General features: G+C 44.4%; 18 protein-coding genes. 16 read left to right on the forward strand and 2 right to left on the reverse strand.

The genetic code is table 11. The annotated features are described in order from the left end of the window. The first annotated feature begins 1 nt into the window (after position 1). The 13 genes from infA (at position 2) to ACR1R9_RS31025 (ending at position 9377) form a co-directional block, all read left to right on the forward strand. The gene (gene infA / locus ACR1R9_RS30965; RefSeq protein WP_017692098.1) at positions 2–217 is read left to right on the forward strand and encodes a translation initiation factor IF-1; all 216 of its coding nucleotides are present in this window, start codon (positions 2–4) and stop codon (positions 215–217) included. A gap of 152 nt (positions 218–369) precedes the next feature. Continuing rightward, complete coding sequence (rpmJ, locus tag ACR1R9_RS30970) at positions 370–483, forward strand: 50S ribosomal protein L36 (protein ID WP_003333770.1); 114 nt, start codon at positions 370–372, stop codon at positions 481–483. Positions 484–503: 20 nt separating this feature from the next. Beyond that, a complete protein-coding gene (gene rpsM, locus ACR1R9_RS30975; protein WP_062329455.1) occupies positions 504–872 on the forward strand; it encodes a 30S ribosomal protein S13 in 369 nt (122 codons plus the stop codon). Positions 873–891: 19 nt separating this feature from the next. Beyond that, the gene (rpsK, locus tag ACR1R9_RS30980) at positions 892–1287 is read left to right on the forward strand and encodes a 30S ribosomal protein S11 (protein ID WP_017692100.1); all 396 of its coding nucleotides are present in this window, start codon (positions 892–894) and stop codon (positions 1285–1287) included. Positions 1288–1423: 136 nt separating this feature from the next. Beyond that, the gene (locus tag ACR1R9_RS30985) at positions 1424–2368 is read left to right on the forward strand and encodes a DNA-directed RNA polymerase subunit alpha (RefSeq protein WP_017692101.1); all 945 of its coding nucleotides are present in this window, start codon (positions 1424–1426) and stop codon (positions 2366–2368) included. Between the two features lie 34 nt (positions 2369–2402). Next, positions 2403–2768 (forward strand): 50S ribosomal protein L17, encoded by a 366-nt coding sequence (rplQ, locus tag ACR1R9_RS30990; RefSeq protein WP_017692102.1) that lies wholly within the window; start codon positions 2403–2405, stop codon positions 2766–2768. A gap of 159 nt (positions 2769–2927) precedes the next feature. After that, positions 2928–3701 (forward strand): tRNA pseudouridine(38-40) synthase TruA, encoded by a 774-nt coding sequence (gene truA, locus ACR1R9_RS30995; RefSeq protein ID WP_076292172.1) that lies wholly within the window; start codon positions 2928–2930, stop codon positions 3699–3701. Between the two features lie 205 nt (positions 3702–3906). Continuing rightward, positions 3907–4344: a 50S ribosomal protein L13 gene (rplM, locus tag ACR1R9_RS31000; RefSeq protein WP_024633564.1), complete on the forward strand. Its 438-nt coding sequence runs from the start codon at positions 3907–3909 to the stop codon at positions 4342–4344. 19 nt (positions 4345–4363) lie between these two features. After that, on the forward strand, positions 4364–4756 hold the full coding sequence (rpsI, locus tag ACR1R9_RS31005) for a 30S ribosomal protein S9 (protein WP_024633563.1): 393 nt from the start codon (positions 4364–4366) through the stop codon (positions 4754–4756). Positions 4757–5425: 669 nt separating this feature from the next. Then, positions 5426–6118 carry a phosphoadenylyl-sulfate reductase gene (locus ACR1R9_RS31010; RefSeq protein ID WP_076292173.1) on the forward strand — a complete coding sequence of 231 codons (693 nt, stop codon included), beginning with the start codon at positions 5426–5428 and terminating at the stop codon, positions 6116–6118. Between the two features lie 85 nt (positions 6119–6203). Beyond that, entirely contained in the window at positions 6204–7373 is a 1170-nt protein-coding gene (gene sat / locus ACR1R9_RS31015; RefSeq protein WP_076292174.1) for a sulfate adenylyltransferase, read from the forward strand. Between the two features lie 68 nt (positions 7374–7441). Further along, positions 7442–8197 (forward strand): N-acetylmuramoyl-L-alanine amidase CwlD, encoded by a 756-nt coding sequence (cwlD, locus tag ACR1R9_RS31020; protein ID WP_310854962.1) that lies wholly within the window; start codon positions 7442–7444, stop codon positions 8195–8197. A 79-nt stretch (positions 8198–8276) separates the two neighbouring features. Then, complete coding sequence (locus ACR1R9_RS31025; RefSeq protein WP_433921964.1) at positions 8277–9377, forward strand: P-loop NTPase; 1101 nt, start codon at positions 8277–8279, stop codon at positions 9375–9377. 96 nt (positions 9378–9473) lie between these two features. On the opposite strand, the gene gerD is transcribed toward ACR1R9_RS31025, so the two are convergent. Continuing rightward, entirely contained in the window at positions 9474–10235 is a 762-nt protein-coding gene (gene gerD, locus ACR1R9_RS31030) for a spore germination lipoprotein GerD (protein ID WP_076292177.1), read from the reverse strand. 125 nt (positions 10236–10360) lie between these two features. Between gerD and ACR1R9_RS31035 the strand changes: the two genes are divergently transcribed. After that, positions 10361–10990 (forward strand): KinB-signaling pathway activation protein, encoded by a 630-nt coding sequence (locus ACR1R9_RS31035; RefSeq protein WP_175380696.1) that lies wholly within the window; start codon positions 10361–10363, stop codon positions 10988–10990. A gap of 142 nt (positions 10991–11132) precedes the next feature. Here ACR1R9_RS31035 and pdaB read toward each other — a convergent pair whose 3' ends face one another. Further along, positions 11133–11909, reverse strand: coding sequence for a polysaccharide deacetylase family sporulation protein PdaB (pdaB, locus tag ACR1R9_RS31040; protein ID WP_076292179.1), 777 nt, complete (start codon positions 11907–11909; stop codon positions 11133–11135). Positions 11910–12030: 121 nt separating this feature from the next. On the opposite strand from pdaB, the gene ACR1R9_RS31045 reads away from it, so the two are divergent. Both ACR1R9_RS31045 and ACR1R9_RS31050 read left to right on the forward strand, forming a co-directional pair. Next, entirely contained in the window at positions 12031–12648 is a 618-nt protein-coding gene (locus ACR1R9_RS31045; protein ID WP_076292180.1) for a stage II sporulation protein M, read from the forward strand. 209 nt (positions 12649–12857) lie between these two features. Continuing rightward, positions 12858–13088, forward strand: coding sequence for a hypothetical protein (locus tag ACR1R9_RS31050; protein WP_017692114.1), 231 nt, complete (start codon positions 12858–12860; stop codon positions 13086–13088). Positions 13089–13429 lie beyond the last annotated feature (341 nt).

A 13429-nucleotide genomic window follows, 5' to 3' on the forward strand; every position in this document is an offset into this window, starting at 1 on the left:
AATGGCCAAGGAAGATGTCATTGAAGTGGAAGGTACGGTTCTCGAACCGCTACCGAATGCAACGTTCAAGGTTGAGCTTGAGAACGGTCATCAAATTCTCGCTCACGTTTCCGGCAAGTTGCGGATGCACTTTATCCGTATCCTGACTGGAGACAAAGTGGTTGTTCAGTTATCGCCTTATGATTTGACAAAAGGTCGTATAACTTACCGTAAATAGTAGTAGACAGTTGCAATGAACTGTGAAGCTTATGAAGCGGGTTTTGCCCGGCAAAACTTGCGAAAGCTTCGAAGCCGGTTTTACAATAGTAGAACAAGGTCAATGCTTACGAAGAGAGTTTTGCTAAGCAAAACTTTGAGGAGGTAATTCACATGAAGGTAAGACCTTCGGTCAAGCCGATTTGCGAAAAATGCAAAGTCATTCGCCGCAAAGGGAATGTTATGGTTATCTGTGAAAATCCGAAACACAAACAAAAACAAGGTTAAAGAAGGGGGTGTAGCGTAAAATGGCACGTATAGCTGGTGTGGATTTGCCACGTGATAAGCGCGTTGAGATCGCCTTGACTTATATTTTCGGAATCGGTAAAACGACTTCCCAGAAAATTCTGAGCACAACAGGCATCAATCCGGACACTCGTGTTCGTGATTTGACGGAAGATGAAGTCAGCAAATTGCGTGAAAGTATCGACAAAGAGGTCAAAGTAGAAGGTGACCTGCGTCGTGAAATCTCTTTGAATATTAAGCGTTTGACGGAGATCGGTTGTTACCGTGGAGTTCGTCATCGTCGTGGTCTGCCTGTTCGTGGACAACGTACGAAAACGAATGCTCGTACTCGTAAAGGTCCTCGTCGTACTGTAGCGAACAAGAAGAAATAATAAGGGGGGATAAGAGAAAATGGCTAAACCGAAAAAAGTCGTACGTACTAAACGTCGTGACCGTAAGAATATTGAATCTGGCGTGGCGCATATCCGTTCCACTTTCAATAACACTATCGTTACTATTACGGATCCTCACGGAAATGCAATTTCGTGGGCAAGCTCCGGCGGCCTCGGATTCAGAGGTTCCCGTAAATCGACTCCGTTTGCTGCACAAATGGCTGCTGAGACTGCTGCCAAAGCTGCAATGGAACATGGGATGAAAGCCGTTGAGGTTATGGTTAAAGGACCAGGCGCAGGCCGTGAAGCAGCGATCCGCTCTTTGCAAGCTGCAGGTCTTGAAGTTAACCTGATCAAAGACGTAACTCCAGTCCCGCATAACGGATGCCGTCCTCCAAAACGTCGTCGTGTCTAATGAGATTTGCCCCTGCGTGTGGTATATTTCCGGCACAATCTGCTAATAATGGTTGTTTAGGCATACTACTACATGTTTTCGCAAGAGAAGGTAAATGTTTCATAGAGGACCGACGTTTTGAAGGAGGGGGATTGCAGTGATTGAAATCGAAAAGCCGAAAATTGAGACGGTAGACGTCAACGATGATGGCACCTATGGGAAATTCGTAGTAGAACCGCTTGAGCGCGGATACGGTACGACGCTTGGAAACTCGCTTCGTCGAATCTTGCTCTCGTCACTGCCGGGTGCGGCAGTGTCTTCGGTTCAAATCGATGGCGTTCTGCATGAATTTGCTACAGTTCCTGGCGTAATGGAAGATGTTACGGAGGTCATTCTTAACCTGAAAGCTTTATCGCTTAAAATTCACTCTGATGAGGAGAAAGTGCTCGAGATTGATGCTGAAGGCGAAGGAGCAATTACGGCTGGAGATATCCGTGCTGACTCTGATGTGGAAATCCTTAACCCGGATCTGCACATCGCTACGCTCGGACCAGGTTCGAGACTTCACATGCGTATTTTTGCCAATCGCGGTCGCGGCTACGTCCAGGCAGATCGGAATAAACGCGATGACCAGCCGATCGGCGTCATCCCAGTCGATTCCATCTTCACCCCGATCAGCCGCGTTAACTACGCTGTGGAAAATACGCGTGTTGGCCAAGTAACCAACTATGACAAGCTCACGTTGGAAGTTTGGACTGACGGAAGTATTCGTCCTGAAGAGGCTGTAAGCCTTGGCGCTAAAATTTTGACCGAGCATCTGATGCTCTTCGTGGGTCTTACAGACGAAGCGAAAGATGCAGAGATTATGGTCGAAAAAGAAGAAGACAAAAAAGAAAAAGTACTCGAAATGACGATCGAAGAGCTGGATCTCTCTGTTCGTTCCTATAACTGCCTCAAACGTGCTGGTATTAATACCGTACAAGAGCTGACTACGAAAACAGAAGAAGACATGATGAAAGTCCGTAACCTCGGACGTAAGTCTTTGGAAGAAGTTCAAGAGAAGCTTGAGGAACTTGGTTTGGGACTCCGTACAGAAGAATAGACAGCCGAGTGCTTGAAGTGAAGGAGGGAAAACAATGGCATACCAAAAGTTGGGCCGTAATTCCAGCGCACGTAAAGCTTTGTTCCGTGACCTGGTAACCGACCTGTTCTTATATGAACGCATTCAGACAACTGAAGCGAAAGCAAAAGAGGTTCGCTCTATTGCTGAAAAACTGATCACTAAAGCGAAAAAGGGAGATCTTCATGCCCGTCGCCAAGTGGCAGCTTATGTTCGCCGCGAAACAATCGATGGTGAGCAAGATGCAATCCAAAAACTGTTTAGCGAATTGTCCGGTCGTTACGCTGAGCGTCCAGGTGGATACACTCGTATCCTGAAACTGGGACCTCGTCGTGGTGACGCTGCGCCTATGGTTTACTTGGAACTGGTTGACCGCGCGTAGAACAGATGAGATGAGGAAAGGGGACAGAATCGTTGATTCTGGTTTAACCCTTTTTTTCTCTTCATTTCGGATTTCGTGCTGTAATAGAAGCTCCGAAAGGGGCTTCTTTTGCTGTTCGGGATAGGCACATGTATAGTATGGAACAAAGGTGTGGTATTGATGCGCAACTTGTGTATGACGTTAACTTATGATGGCACTGCCTATTACGGCTTTCAGGTTCAGCCAGGAGGGAATACCATTCAGGACCATCTTGAAGATGCCATTCGTGCTTTAACCGGTGAGAAGGTTAAAATCACGGGTTCAGGCAGAACGGATGCAGGCGTTCACGCACGCAGACAGATCTTCAATTTCCCTACGGAATCCCAGATCCCGATTGAACGATGGTGTATGGCGCTCAACTCCAGATTACCATCCGATATTATCGTTATTGATGCGGTTGAAGTACCAAACGATTTTCATTCTCGCTATGCTGCGAAAAAGAAAACGTACCGGTATACCGTCAATGCGAATCAATTCCCGGATGTATTTAACCGGAGACTGCAGTATCATCACCATGCCAAGCTGGACATTGCGGCAATGCAGGAGGGGTTGCGTCATTTTATTGGTACGTATGATTTCACCTCCTTTGCTTCACGCAAGTCTCAGAAAGAAAATCATGTACGTTCGGTATACGAAGCATGGATAGAAGTGGACCGTTCAATGTGTAGGGACCATCCGCGCGATCAGGGTGTCATTCACATCTATGTGAGTGGTAACGGCTTTTTGCAGCATATGGTTCGTATTATTGTAGGTACACTGCTGGAGGTCGGAGAGGGCAAACGGAAAGCCTCTGACGTACCGAATATGATTGCTGCTTGTAATCGTTCTGCTGCAGGACCTACTGCAGTTAGCTGCGGTTTAATGCTCTGGGACCTTGAATACAAAAAAGATTAAATTTGCAAAGTGAAATGCTTAATTAACACTTGCGATTTAAGCTCCTATCATGTAATATAAAAGTTGTGTTTTCTTAATGGCTTTCCCACAGCCCCAATTAAGAGGGTCACAATGAAAGAACTATCCATCAACACCTAAAGTTATCACTTAATGAATGAAGATAAATGAATATAATGATGTTGAACATTTTAAGGAGGAACTTTTCATGCGTACCACGTACATGGCGAAGCCTAACGAAGTTGAGCGCCAATGGCACATCATTGATGCCGAAGGCAAAACGCTCGGACGTTTGGCGAGCGAAGCAGCTGCTTTGATCCGCGGCAAACATAAGCCACAATTCACTCCACATGTGGACACTGGCGATTTCGTTGTTATCATCAATGCAGAGAAAATTGTATTGACTGGTAAAAAAATGCAAGGTAAAAAATACTACCGTCACTCGATGCACCCAGGTGGTTTGAAAGTAACTACTGCTGAAGAGATGGTTAAAAACAAACCGGAACGTATGTTGGAATTGGCTGTTCGCGGTATGCTTCCTAAAACTCGCATGGGCGAGAAAATGAAGTTGAGACTTAAAGCGTACAGAGGCACTGAGCATCCACATGCAGCACAAAAACCAGAAGTTTATGAACTTCGCGGTTAATTAAAAGGAGGACAGTTTCATGGCACAAGTACAATACTATGGGACAGGTCGTCGTAAACATTCGGTAGCTCGTGTTCGCCTTGTACCGGGTGAAGGACGCATTGTCATCAATAAACGTGATATTAATGAATACTTCGGTTTGGAAACACTCAAACTGATCGTAAAACAACCACTGAACCTGACAGAAACACTCAGCAACTATGATGTTCTTGTTATCGCTCATGGTGGCGGAATCTCCGGTCAAGCCGGCGCAATCCGTCATGGTATCTCCCGCGCTCTGTTGAAAGCAGATCCGGAATACCGTGCTTCCCTGAAAAAAGCAGGATTCCTGACTCGTGACCCACGGATGAAAGAGCGTAAAAAATACGGTCTCAAAGCCGCACGTCGCGCACCTCAGTTCTCCAAACGTTAATATGCATTACAAGCCTTTGGCCTCGGTCAAAGGCTTTTTTGTATTCTACAGACCAATAGATATATTAATTGCTCTTTACTTCAGAAGATGCACTAAAGTAGCTTCAGTTTCCTCTGTAACGGTTAAAGTTTTTTCCTCCATCGAATACTCCAGTAAATGCGACCCACCTATAACCATTAATCAAATTTGCAGTTTTAGAACTTTATAATGGTTAATCATTCATTTTTCATTCTCAATTTTCATCAGTTTTTCTTATGGTTTTGATAAAGGTCACTTACTATTGAAGAATAGGATTCACGCATTTATCTCATTATTAAATCCTTCTCGTTCTTCTATATTCGTTTGAATTTATAGAGTTATTCTATACTTCGTTTTATCAAATGTGCACCATAAACCCAGTAGGGGCAAAGGTTTTCATTGATTAGGAGATAAGGATAAGGTTGAAATGGATGATGCTAAACATGGATGATTTTATCCATAATTCTATTAACTGCATAATGAACACCAAATTATATTCGAAATGAACAACAAAAAAATGGGCCAAAACGGATGTATTTTACCATATGGCAGGCATTGACATCCCTCATGAAAGATTTATACTATACATAATTCATATTAGATTAGTCGGCTTTAGTGATTGTTGAAATGCAGAATGGGGGAAATGCAGACATGAACTTGTTGGAGAAAGAAGAACTTGCACGGACGAAGGCTGAAGAATTGGAAAACGCAAGTCCAGAGGATATTATTCGTTATGCTATTGAGACGTTTCCAAATATCACTTTTGCATGCAGCTTCGGTGCAGAGGATGTTGTACTTGTAGATATGCTTCAGAAGATCAGCCCATCCACGGATATATTTTATTTAGATACTGATTTTCATTTTAAGGAGACTTACGAAACTCGCGACAAAATGAAGGAGAAATACAATCTAGATTTTGTACGTGTTGCTCCGAAAATTACACCTGAGGAACAGGCAGCTCAACATGGGGAACAATTGTGGAAGTCGGATCCTAATGCATGCTGTAATATTCGGAAGGTTGAGCCGCTGACACGTATTCTATCTCAGTATGATGCCTGGATTACCGGTATTCGGAGAGATCAAGCACCGACGCGTGCAAATTCCAAGAAGGTCGAATATGATGCTAAGTTTGGGCTTATGAAGTTTAACCCGATTGCCCACTGGACTACAGAGGATGTATGGGATTATATTCGTGCCAATAATGTCGTGTACAATCCGCTGCATGATCAAAATTATCCGAGTATCGGTTGTGAGTATTGCACACGTCAAGTTATGCCTGGAGAAGATCCACGTGCGGGACGCTGGTCTGGGAACGATAAAACGGAATGTGGTCTTCATAAATAATTTATTCAGAATAAGTGATGGATTTTATAATGCACTGGATTCATTCTTGATGATATAAAAAATGGTGAAACAGGGAGCTGACAAGATGACTTCGATTCTGCCTCATGGAGGTACGCTGATACAGCGTGTCGTACAAGGAGAAGAACGGGAACAATTATTACGAGAGAGTGAGAAACTGCCCTCTTTACGTATAAACAGCTGGACAATTTCGGATTTGGATCTCATTGGTGTGGGTGCATTCTCACCGCTTCAAGGTTTTATGAATGAAGAAGACTATCTTTCGGTTATATCTCGTATGCGTCTTGCTGACGGAACAGTCTGGAGTATCCCCATTACCTTAGCTGTAGATGAACAGCAGGCTGCATCGCTCCAGATCGGTGAGACTGTGGCACTTATTGGCGATAATGACGGAGTAACTTATGGATTGCTTGAAGTGAAGAGCTTATACAAAGTAGATCAGGGTGAAGAAGCACGTCGTGTCTTCAAGACGGATGATCCAGAGCACCCGGGTGTGAAAAAACTGCTGGAACGACCTGCAACGTATGTAGGAGGTCCAATTCAAGTGCTGAATCGCCCCAAACCGGCCAAGTTCGAACAGTTCTATTATGATCCTGCTGAGACACGGAAAACGTTCCAGGATAAGGGCTGGAAGACGGTTGTTGGTTTCCAGACGCGTAATCCGGTCCATCGTGCCCATGAGTACATTCAGAAGAGTGCAATGGAGATTGTGGACGCCTTGTTCTTAAACCCGCTTGTAGGCGAAACGAAGTCTGATGACGTGCCTGCAGATGTAAGAATGAAGAGTTATCTTGTTTTGCTGGAGAACTATTATCCGGCTGATCGTGCGTTTCTAGGCGTATTTCCGGCGGCAATGCGGTATGCTGGTCCAAGAGAGGCCATTTTCCACGCGATGGTACGTAAAAATTATGGTTGTACTCACTTTATTGTAGGCCGCGACCATGCAGGTGTGGGTGACTACTACGGAACGTATGAAGCGCAGGAGATCTTTAATAACTTCACACCGGAAGAACTCGGTATCACGCCTTTGTTTTTTGAACATAGTTTTTTCTGTACCAAATGTGGCAACATGGCATCAAGCAAAACTTGCCCGCATGATAAAGAACACCACATGGCTCTGTCTGGCACGAAAGTACGTGGCTTGTTAAGAGATGGCCAATGCCCTCCACCTGAATTTACGCGTCCAGAGGTAGCTGAGGTGCTGATAGAAGGAATGGCAGAGCAAGTCCGCTCCTAACGGTATATTTGTCCATCTTGTCCCATATAGATGATTAGAGTCATTTATAGGGACGAGGTGGTTTTTTTATGCGTAAAAATATGGGGAAGCACTTTGTGATCTGGATTAGGTTACGCACCATGAAGAGGGTCATGTTAAGCCTTTGTTTGCTTGCGATGTTTGTGGCGGTGGTGACGTATGAGTTGCCCTCCTCCAAAATGTCCGGTTACTGGGGGCTGCCATTAGCGGGAAAAGTCATAGCCATTGATGCAGGACATGGTGGGCCAGATGGGGGAGCAGTGAGTAAGCAGGGAGTCATTGAGAAAGATATCAATTTATCCATTGCGTTGTACGTACGAGATTATCTGCAGCAAGCAGGAGCCTTGGTTGTGATGACTCGTGAAATCGACACCGATCTGGCTGCTACAGATACTAAGGGTTACTCCAAACGCAAGACGGAAGACCTGAAACAAAGAGTAAGAAGAATCGAGGATAAACAGGCAGACCTCTTTATCAGCATTCATATGAACAGTGTACCTTCGAACCGCTGGAGTGGCGCTCAAGTTTTTTATACACCCAATCATCCCGATAATGAAGGATTAGCCAATCTGCTTCAGCAAGAAATGATTCGTAATCTGGAAAATACAGATCGAATCGCGAAAACGGTAAATACCGTTTATTTGCTCCAGGCGTTAAAAATTCCCTCGGCATTGGTGGAGGTCGGTTTCCTTTCTCACCCGGAAGAGGCTCGTCTGCTTGCTGATGAGACCTATCAGCGCAAAGTTGCTGCATCCATCTATAACGGGATTCTCCGTTATTCGTCAGGAGAACGTCCTAAAAGTTAGTCACAATGAGAAAGGTAATGATATAATTGGATCAGCATACCTAATTACATGCCAATAGATAAAGCTGAGGTGCTGTCTGATGTTATCAAAAGAACAGATACTTGAACTATTGCAGCCGTTGCAGGAACCGCAATTGGGCGTAAGTTTGACTGAACTGCAGTGGGTCCGTGATGTCATGGTTAAAGAAAATCATGTTGCTCTTACTATGGTGACGCTGGAGAACCGCACAGAGGACACAACTGCTCTAAGCGATGCCGCTCGCAACCTGTTGTCCCAACACGGAGTGAATGATGTACATATTCGTCTGCGTGCAGCGTCAGAGCATGAGCGTGAGAGCCTGAACATAGGACAAGCGGATCATGAGGAAGACCAGGACGAAGTGCTTGTCAAAGGCCATGCAGCAGGGCTGGACGGACATGAGTTGTTAAGTCCTGAATCCGGCGTGCGTTTTATTGCTGTTGCTAGTGGTAAAGGCGGCGTCGGCAAATCGACGGTAACCGTTAATTTGGCTGCGGCTCTGGCACGTCAAGGCAAGAAGGTTGGCTTGATTGATGCAGATATATATGGCTTCAGTGTACCTGATATGATGGGCATTGAGGAATATCCAGTCGTTGAGGACGGGGTTATCCAACCGGTTGAGCGTTTCGGCGTAAAAGTGATGTCGATGGGATTCTTTATTCGGGAGAATAACCCGGTGATCTGGCGTGGACCTATGTTGGGCCGGATGTTGCGCCAATTTTTTACCGATGTAAACTGGGGAGAGTTGGATTATATGCTGCTTGATCTGCCTCCGGGTACGGGGGACGTCGCACTAGACGTACATCAGATGCTGCCTCACAGCAAAGAAATCATCGTTACAACACCGCATGCAACCGCTGCCTTTGTAGCTGCACGTGCAGGTGCCATGGCCATTCAGACGGAACATGAGCTGCTTGGTGTCGTAGAGAACATGGCTTATCATGAATGCAGCAAATGCGGAGAGAAAGATTATGTATTTGGCCGAGGTGGTGGGGGGACTCTTGCCGAGAGTCTTCATACAGAACTGCTTGCGCAGATCCCACTAGGAGCGCCGGATAATCATATTTCGGAGCCGGATTTTTCCCCATCCGTGTATAAAGCAGATTCAAGCATCGGGGCGATCTACGACGAGGTTGCCCAGTCTGTTGATGCCAAGTTTTAAATTTTCTTATCATGTAAAATATATAAAAAGGCCCACATCCATGGATGCGGGCTTTTTTCAACACTCGATATCTTTTAACTTTAAAGTATTATCGACTTACGATCCTCCATTACTTCCGTCTCCACCACTGTTACCATCACTACTGCCGTCACCGCTGCCACTTCCGCCATCCCCATTGTCATCTTTGCTTTGGCCGTCCTGTTTGCCGCCTTGTTCTGTTTTGGGTTGCAACTCATCTTGGACTACCTTTTTAAGCAAAGTCAGTACTTCCATCCGAAATAAAGGATTTTGCATGACTTCCTGCATAACGGTCATCGTTTGTTTACGATATTCTGGCGTTTTGGTCATATCCATGAACATCTTGGATACTTCAGGAGATTTCATGACATCCCCAATGGATTTTTGATACGTTGGATCTTTGATTAACTGCATATGCAGTTGCTTGCTTTGAGAGTTAATTACTTTGGCGAATTCACCTGCAAATTGTGGATCCGTCATAATTTTCTCGAATTCCTTCTGGTATTCAGGAGCCGTGATGGTATCTTTTACAGCTATACGTATTTGTTCTGAAGATTGCATAGGCATTAACATTTTCATACCCACTGTCCCAGATCCACCGCCAGAAGCTCCACTTTGGCCAGAAGCGCCGCCTTCCCCACCACCAGAAGAACTTTGTCCAGTGAGTGCTTCCTCGACCGCCTTTTTGCCTTCGTCACTTTTGAGAATATCCACGACCATCGTTTTCATCTCTTTATAACCGCCCTGAGGAGGCGAATAATTCTGATCTGAGCCACAGCCGGCGAGCATGACGGATAGTCCAAGTACGACACAGCATAACTGCCACAAAGGCCGTTTCATGTGCACAACCCCTCCTTGATTAGATACTGGATGTAGTATGTGATGGGAAACCGCTAAATATGTTGAATGATGATGGTTTTTTGCTGTGAAGGTTGGTAAAATAAACTCTCGGGGGTGGAAAACATTTGAATTTACGTAAATGGTTTTTCCTATTTTGGTCAGCTTTGCTTATTGGGGCTGCGGGATCATTAGTGACGGGTCTAATTATGATGTTGGTTAATGGAGAAAAAACGAATGGAATGACCGATTTTTTATTTTATCTCCTGATCTTGTTTGGTTCCGGTATTATGATTAGCGTGTATTCGCAAATGGGTTTTTTCGCATACTTGATATTGAACTATATGGGCAAAGGTGTATTTTCGAAACGCAGTTGGCAAATTGTACAGATTGTTCTAACCGTGTTGGCATTACTTGATGTCATGTTTTTACGTTTGTTTGTTGGTGGGGAACGAGAACGGCTATCCGATATTGTGCTTGGAGTCATTATTTTGGCAGCTGGAATTGTTACCGCTTACGTAAAAGTGAAACAGACACATATTTCGGCGTTGGTACCTACACTCTTTTTCATGGTGGCTGTTACCGTGGTGGAGACGATCGGTGTTTTACGAATTGATGTAAATGCGGCTACCATCTTTATTGTGGTTCCACTGTTAATCTGTAATGCATACCAAATGCTGATATTGCACAGGCTGGTAGATGGGTCCATGGAGCAGCGGGTGAGTGGAAAGACCGAAGTACAAGAAAGTCATGCGTAGCGATTATCTTACAAAAAAACGCCAAAAAGAGCTAACCTGGTTAGCTCTTTTCATTTATGCGCTTCAGCGCCTTTTACAGGACGTGGAGATCTTCGGAAGGCAAGTATACAGTTTGCATCACCAATACTATTTTAATTAACGCTTACTGTGCACTGGCTTGGTCGCGAACTTCCGTACCTTTGACACTTGAATGGTTAAGCAGCTCAGAAACCGTCACGAACTCATACCCTTGATTTTTTAACTTGTCGATAATGACAGGTAATGCTTCATGCGTTTGTTTCGAGGAATCACTGGCGTGCAACAGAACAATGTCACCCGGGTGCGCCTTACTAACAACACGATCAACAATGGTCTGTACACCAGGGTTCTTCCAATCCTGCGAATCGGTGTCCCATTGGACTACTTGATAATTCAAACTGCTGGCAACTTGGAGAACGCGTTTGTCAAAGTCGCCATTAGGCAGGCGTAGCAATTTCGGTTCTTTTCCCGTTAAATCGGTTAAAATGCTATGAGCTGTCGAAATTTCCTTGCGGATTTCCTCTTCAGTCAGACTGCTGTAATTATCATGCTTGTGACCATGACTGCCGATTTCGTATCCTGCGTCTTTGATGGCTGTAACAATCTCGGGGTGTGTCTTACTCCAGGGGGAGGATAAGAAGAACGTTGCCTTCTGTACTTTATTATCTTGGAGGACCTTCAGAATAGGCTCTGTCCTTTTATCTCCCCAGCTAATGTCAAAGGTGAGTGCGATAACTTTCTTCTCGGTTGGAACGCTGTATACGGCGGATGGTGCATCCTCCGAGAATACAGAAATATTGCCGCTCTCCAGATAAATAATCCCGATAGCAAAGACGGCAGCAACCAGCACAATCAGGAAACGTTTGATCTTTTTGCCGCTAAATACATAGAACGAGTTCATTTCAATAAGCGCCCCTCTCCCATAAGAAATGCTTGTTTACTCTCCAATGTATGCTCGTACCTCGCAGTTATTCGTATCAGACGTTTGTTTGTCCAACATCTTGGTTTTACAGGAGGATATTATGTTAAAATTCAGTACATTTCTTAGAGCTTTAGGTTCCATTCGTGGTGCATTAATATGGTCGATTGTATTGTTTGTTGTCGGAATAGGCACGGGATGGGTGAGTACAGGAACACTTGAGGATATATTGTTGAATCAAATCGGGGGGCTAAGGGAGGTTAGTGAGCGGCTGGAGCAGGGGGACAATGTGCAATGGAACTTCTTCCTCTTTATCTTTTTTAATAATGCCATCAAAAGTGTACTTGTGATCTATGCTGGTATCTTCTTTGGCATTCTGCCTGTCGTTTTCCTGTTGATCAATGGCATGGTTATCGGATTTCTGGTACACACCACAATGAACTATGGGGCTAGCTTCTTTGATATTGTTGTGAAAGGACTTCTTCCACATGGCATTATTGAAATTCCGGTAATTATTATCGCATGCGCATTTGGTCTAAGGTTTGGTGGATTGGTTCTCAAAAGTCTTGGTCAATTTAGCGGGGAGAAACGAAATACGATTGGCAGCCAGTGGAGTGCGTTTATGCGTACAACGGTAACTGCATCCTTCTGGATTGTTATTTTGCTTTTTGTTGCAGCGATTATCGAAAGTACACTTACCTACAGCCTGGTGCGAGGATAAATTTGTATGGGATGACATTCATAAATTTTCAGAAAGTTGACCATAACAATAAAACGGGTTTCAGTAGCAACCACAAAAGGACAAACAAAGATGATCCTAGGTTTGCTACTAAAACCGGCGCTGTCCAATATATGGCCTGAATTAAGGGGCTCGAATATGACATACAATGGGACACGCCATTATCCATATGCAGAAAAAGGAGAACTCTAATGCTGGGTATGCTGTTTAACGAGAAGGAATGCAAGGAACTGGATTATGTACTGCGCAAAGAGCTCGACGAAATGTTGTTCGACTTAAGTGACAACCGTCTCGATCAAGAAATTAAATACGCCATAGCGAGTCGCTACAAGACTGTGTTCCGTATGTATGCACGCTTTGCCCCACCCAAAGAGCTATCCAAATATGCTAGAGGTGGCAAACTAAAAAAATCCAAGCCGTAATGATGTGGTAGTGGGATGCTAAAGTTCACCAATATAAGAGAGGTGCGGCCCGTAAAGCCAGCGCTGTACCTCAGACACCATGAATCAGGAATAGGTAGAATAGGCGGCTTTGAAAAAGGATATGAAACAATTTGTCGAAAAAGGGTTGACCTTTTTTGTTCAATATGATAAATTAATTTTCGTTCCTTTTTTAAGGAAAAGTTAACTGAAACAAGCGCTGAAATAAAGCGATTGAAAATAAATCGAAAAAAAAGTGCTTGCAAAGGAAACTTAAACATGATATATTATAAAAGTCGCCGCTGAAAATACGGTGGCGAGGAAAACCGAAACAAATTGAATGT

This window comes from Paenibacillus taichungensis, assembly GCF_050994985.1.
GTDB lineage: Bacteria > Bacillota > Bacilli > Paenibacillales > Paenibacillaceae > Paenibacillus > Paenibacillus taichungensis.

What these genes read in the sequence shown, in the direction of transcription:
- rpmJ (WP_003333770.1), top strand. Translation starts at nt 370, where the DNA reads ATGAAGGTAAGACCTTCGGTCAAGCCGATTTGCGAAAAATGCAAAGTC.
- rpsK (WP_017692100.1), top strand. Translation starts at nt 892, where the DNA reads ATGGCTAAACCGAAAAAAGTCGTACGTACTAAACGTCGTGACCGTAAG.
- sat (WP_076292174.1), top strand. Translation starts at nt 6,204, where the DNA reads ATGACTTCGATTCTGCCTCATGGAGGTACGCTGATACAGCGTGTCGTA.
- rplQ (WP_017692102.1), top strand. Translation starts at nt 2,403, where the DNA reads ATGGCATACCAAAAGTTGGGCCGTAATTCCAGCGCACGTAAAGCTTTG.
- infA (WP_017692098.1), top strand. Translation starts at nt 2, where the DNA reads ATGGCCAAGGAAGATGTCATTGAAGTGGAAGGTACGGTTCTCGAACCG.
- ACR1R9_RS31010 (WP_076292173.1), top strand. Translation starts at nt 5,426, where the DNA reads ATGAACTTGTTGGAGAAAGAAGAACTTGCACGGACGAAGGCTGAAGAA.
- ACR1R9_RS31050 (WP_017692114.1), top strand. Translation starts at nt 12,858, where the DNA reads ATGCTGGGTATGCTGTTTAACGAGAAGGAATGCAAGGAACTGGATTAT.
- pdaB (WP_076292179.1), bottom strand. Translation starts at nt 11,909, where the DNA reads ATGAACTCGTTCTATGTATTTAGCGGCAAAAAGATCAAACGTTTCCTG.
- ACR1R9_RS31025 (WP_433921964.1), top strand. Translation starts at nt 8,277, where the DNA reads ATGTTATCAAAAGAACAGATACTTGAACTATTGCAGCCGTTGCAGGAA.
- rplM (WP_024633564.1), top strand. Translation starts at nt 3,907, where the DNA reads ATGCGTACCACGTACATGGCGAAGCCTAACGAAGTTGAGCGCCAATGG.
- truA (WP_076292172.1), top strand. Translation starts at nt 2,928, where the DNA reads ATGCGCAACTTGTGTATGACGTTAACTTATGATGGCACTGCCTATTAC.
- cwlD (WP_310854962.1), top strand. Translation starts at nt 7,442, where the DNA reads ATGCGTAAAAATATGGGGAAGCACTTTGTGATCTGGATTAGGTTACGC.
- rpsM (WP_062329455.1), top strand. Translation starts at nt 504, where the DNA reads ATGGCACGTATAGCTGGTGTGGATTTGCCACGTGATAAGCGCGTTGAG.
- ACR1R9_RS31045 (WP_076292180.1), top strand. Translation starts at nt 12,031, where the DNA reads ATGTTAAAATTCAGTACATTTCTTAGAGCTTTAGGTTCCATTCGTGGT.
- rpsI (WP_024633563.1), top strand. Translation starts at nt 4,364, where the DNA reads ATGGCACAAGTACAATACTATGGGACAGGTCGTCGTAAACATTCGGTA.
- gerD (WP_076292177.1), bottom strand. Translation starts at nt 10,235, where the DNA reads ATGAAACGGCCTTTGTGGCAGTTATGCTGTGTCGTACTTGGACTATCC.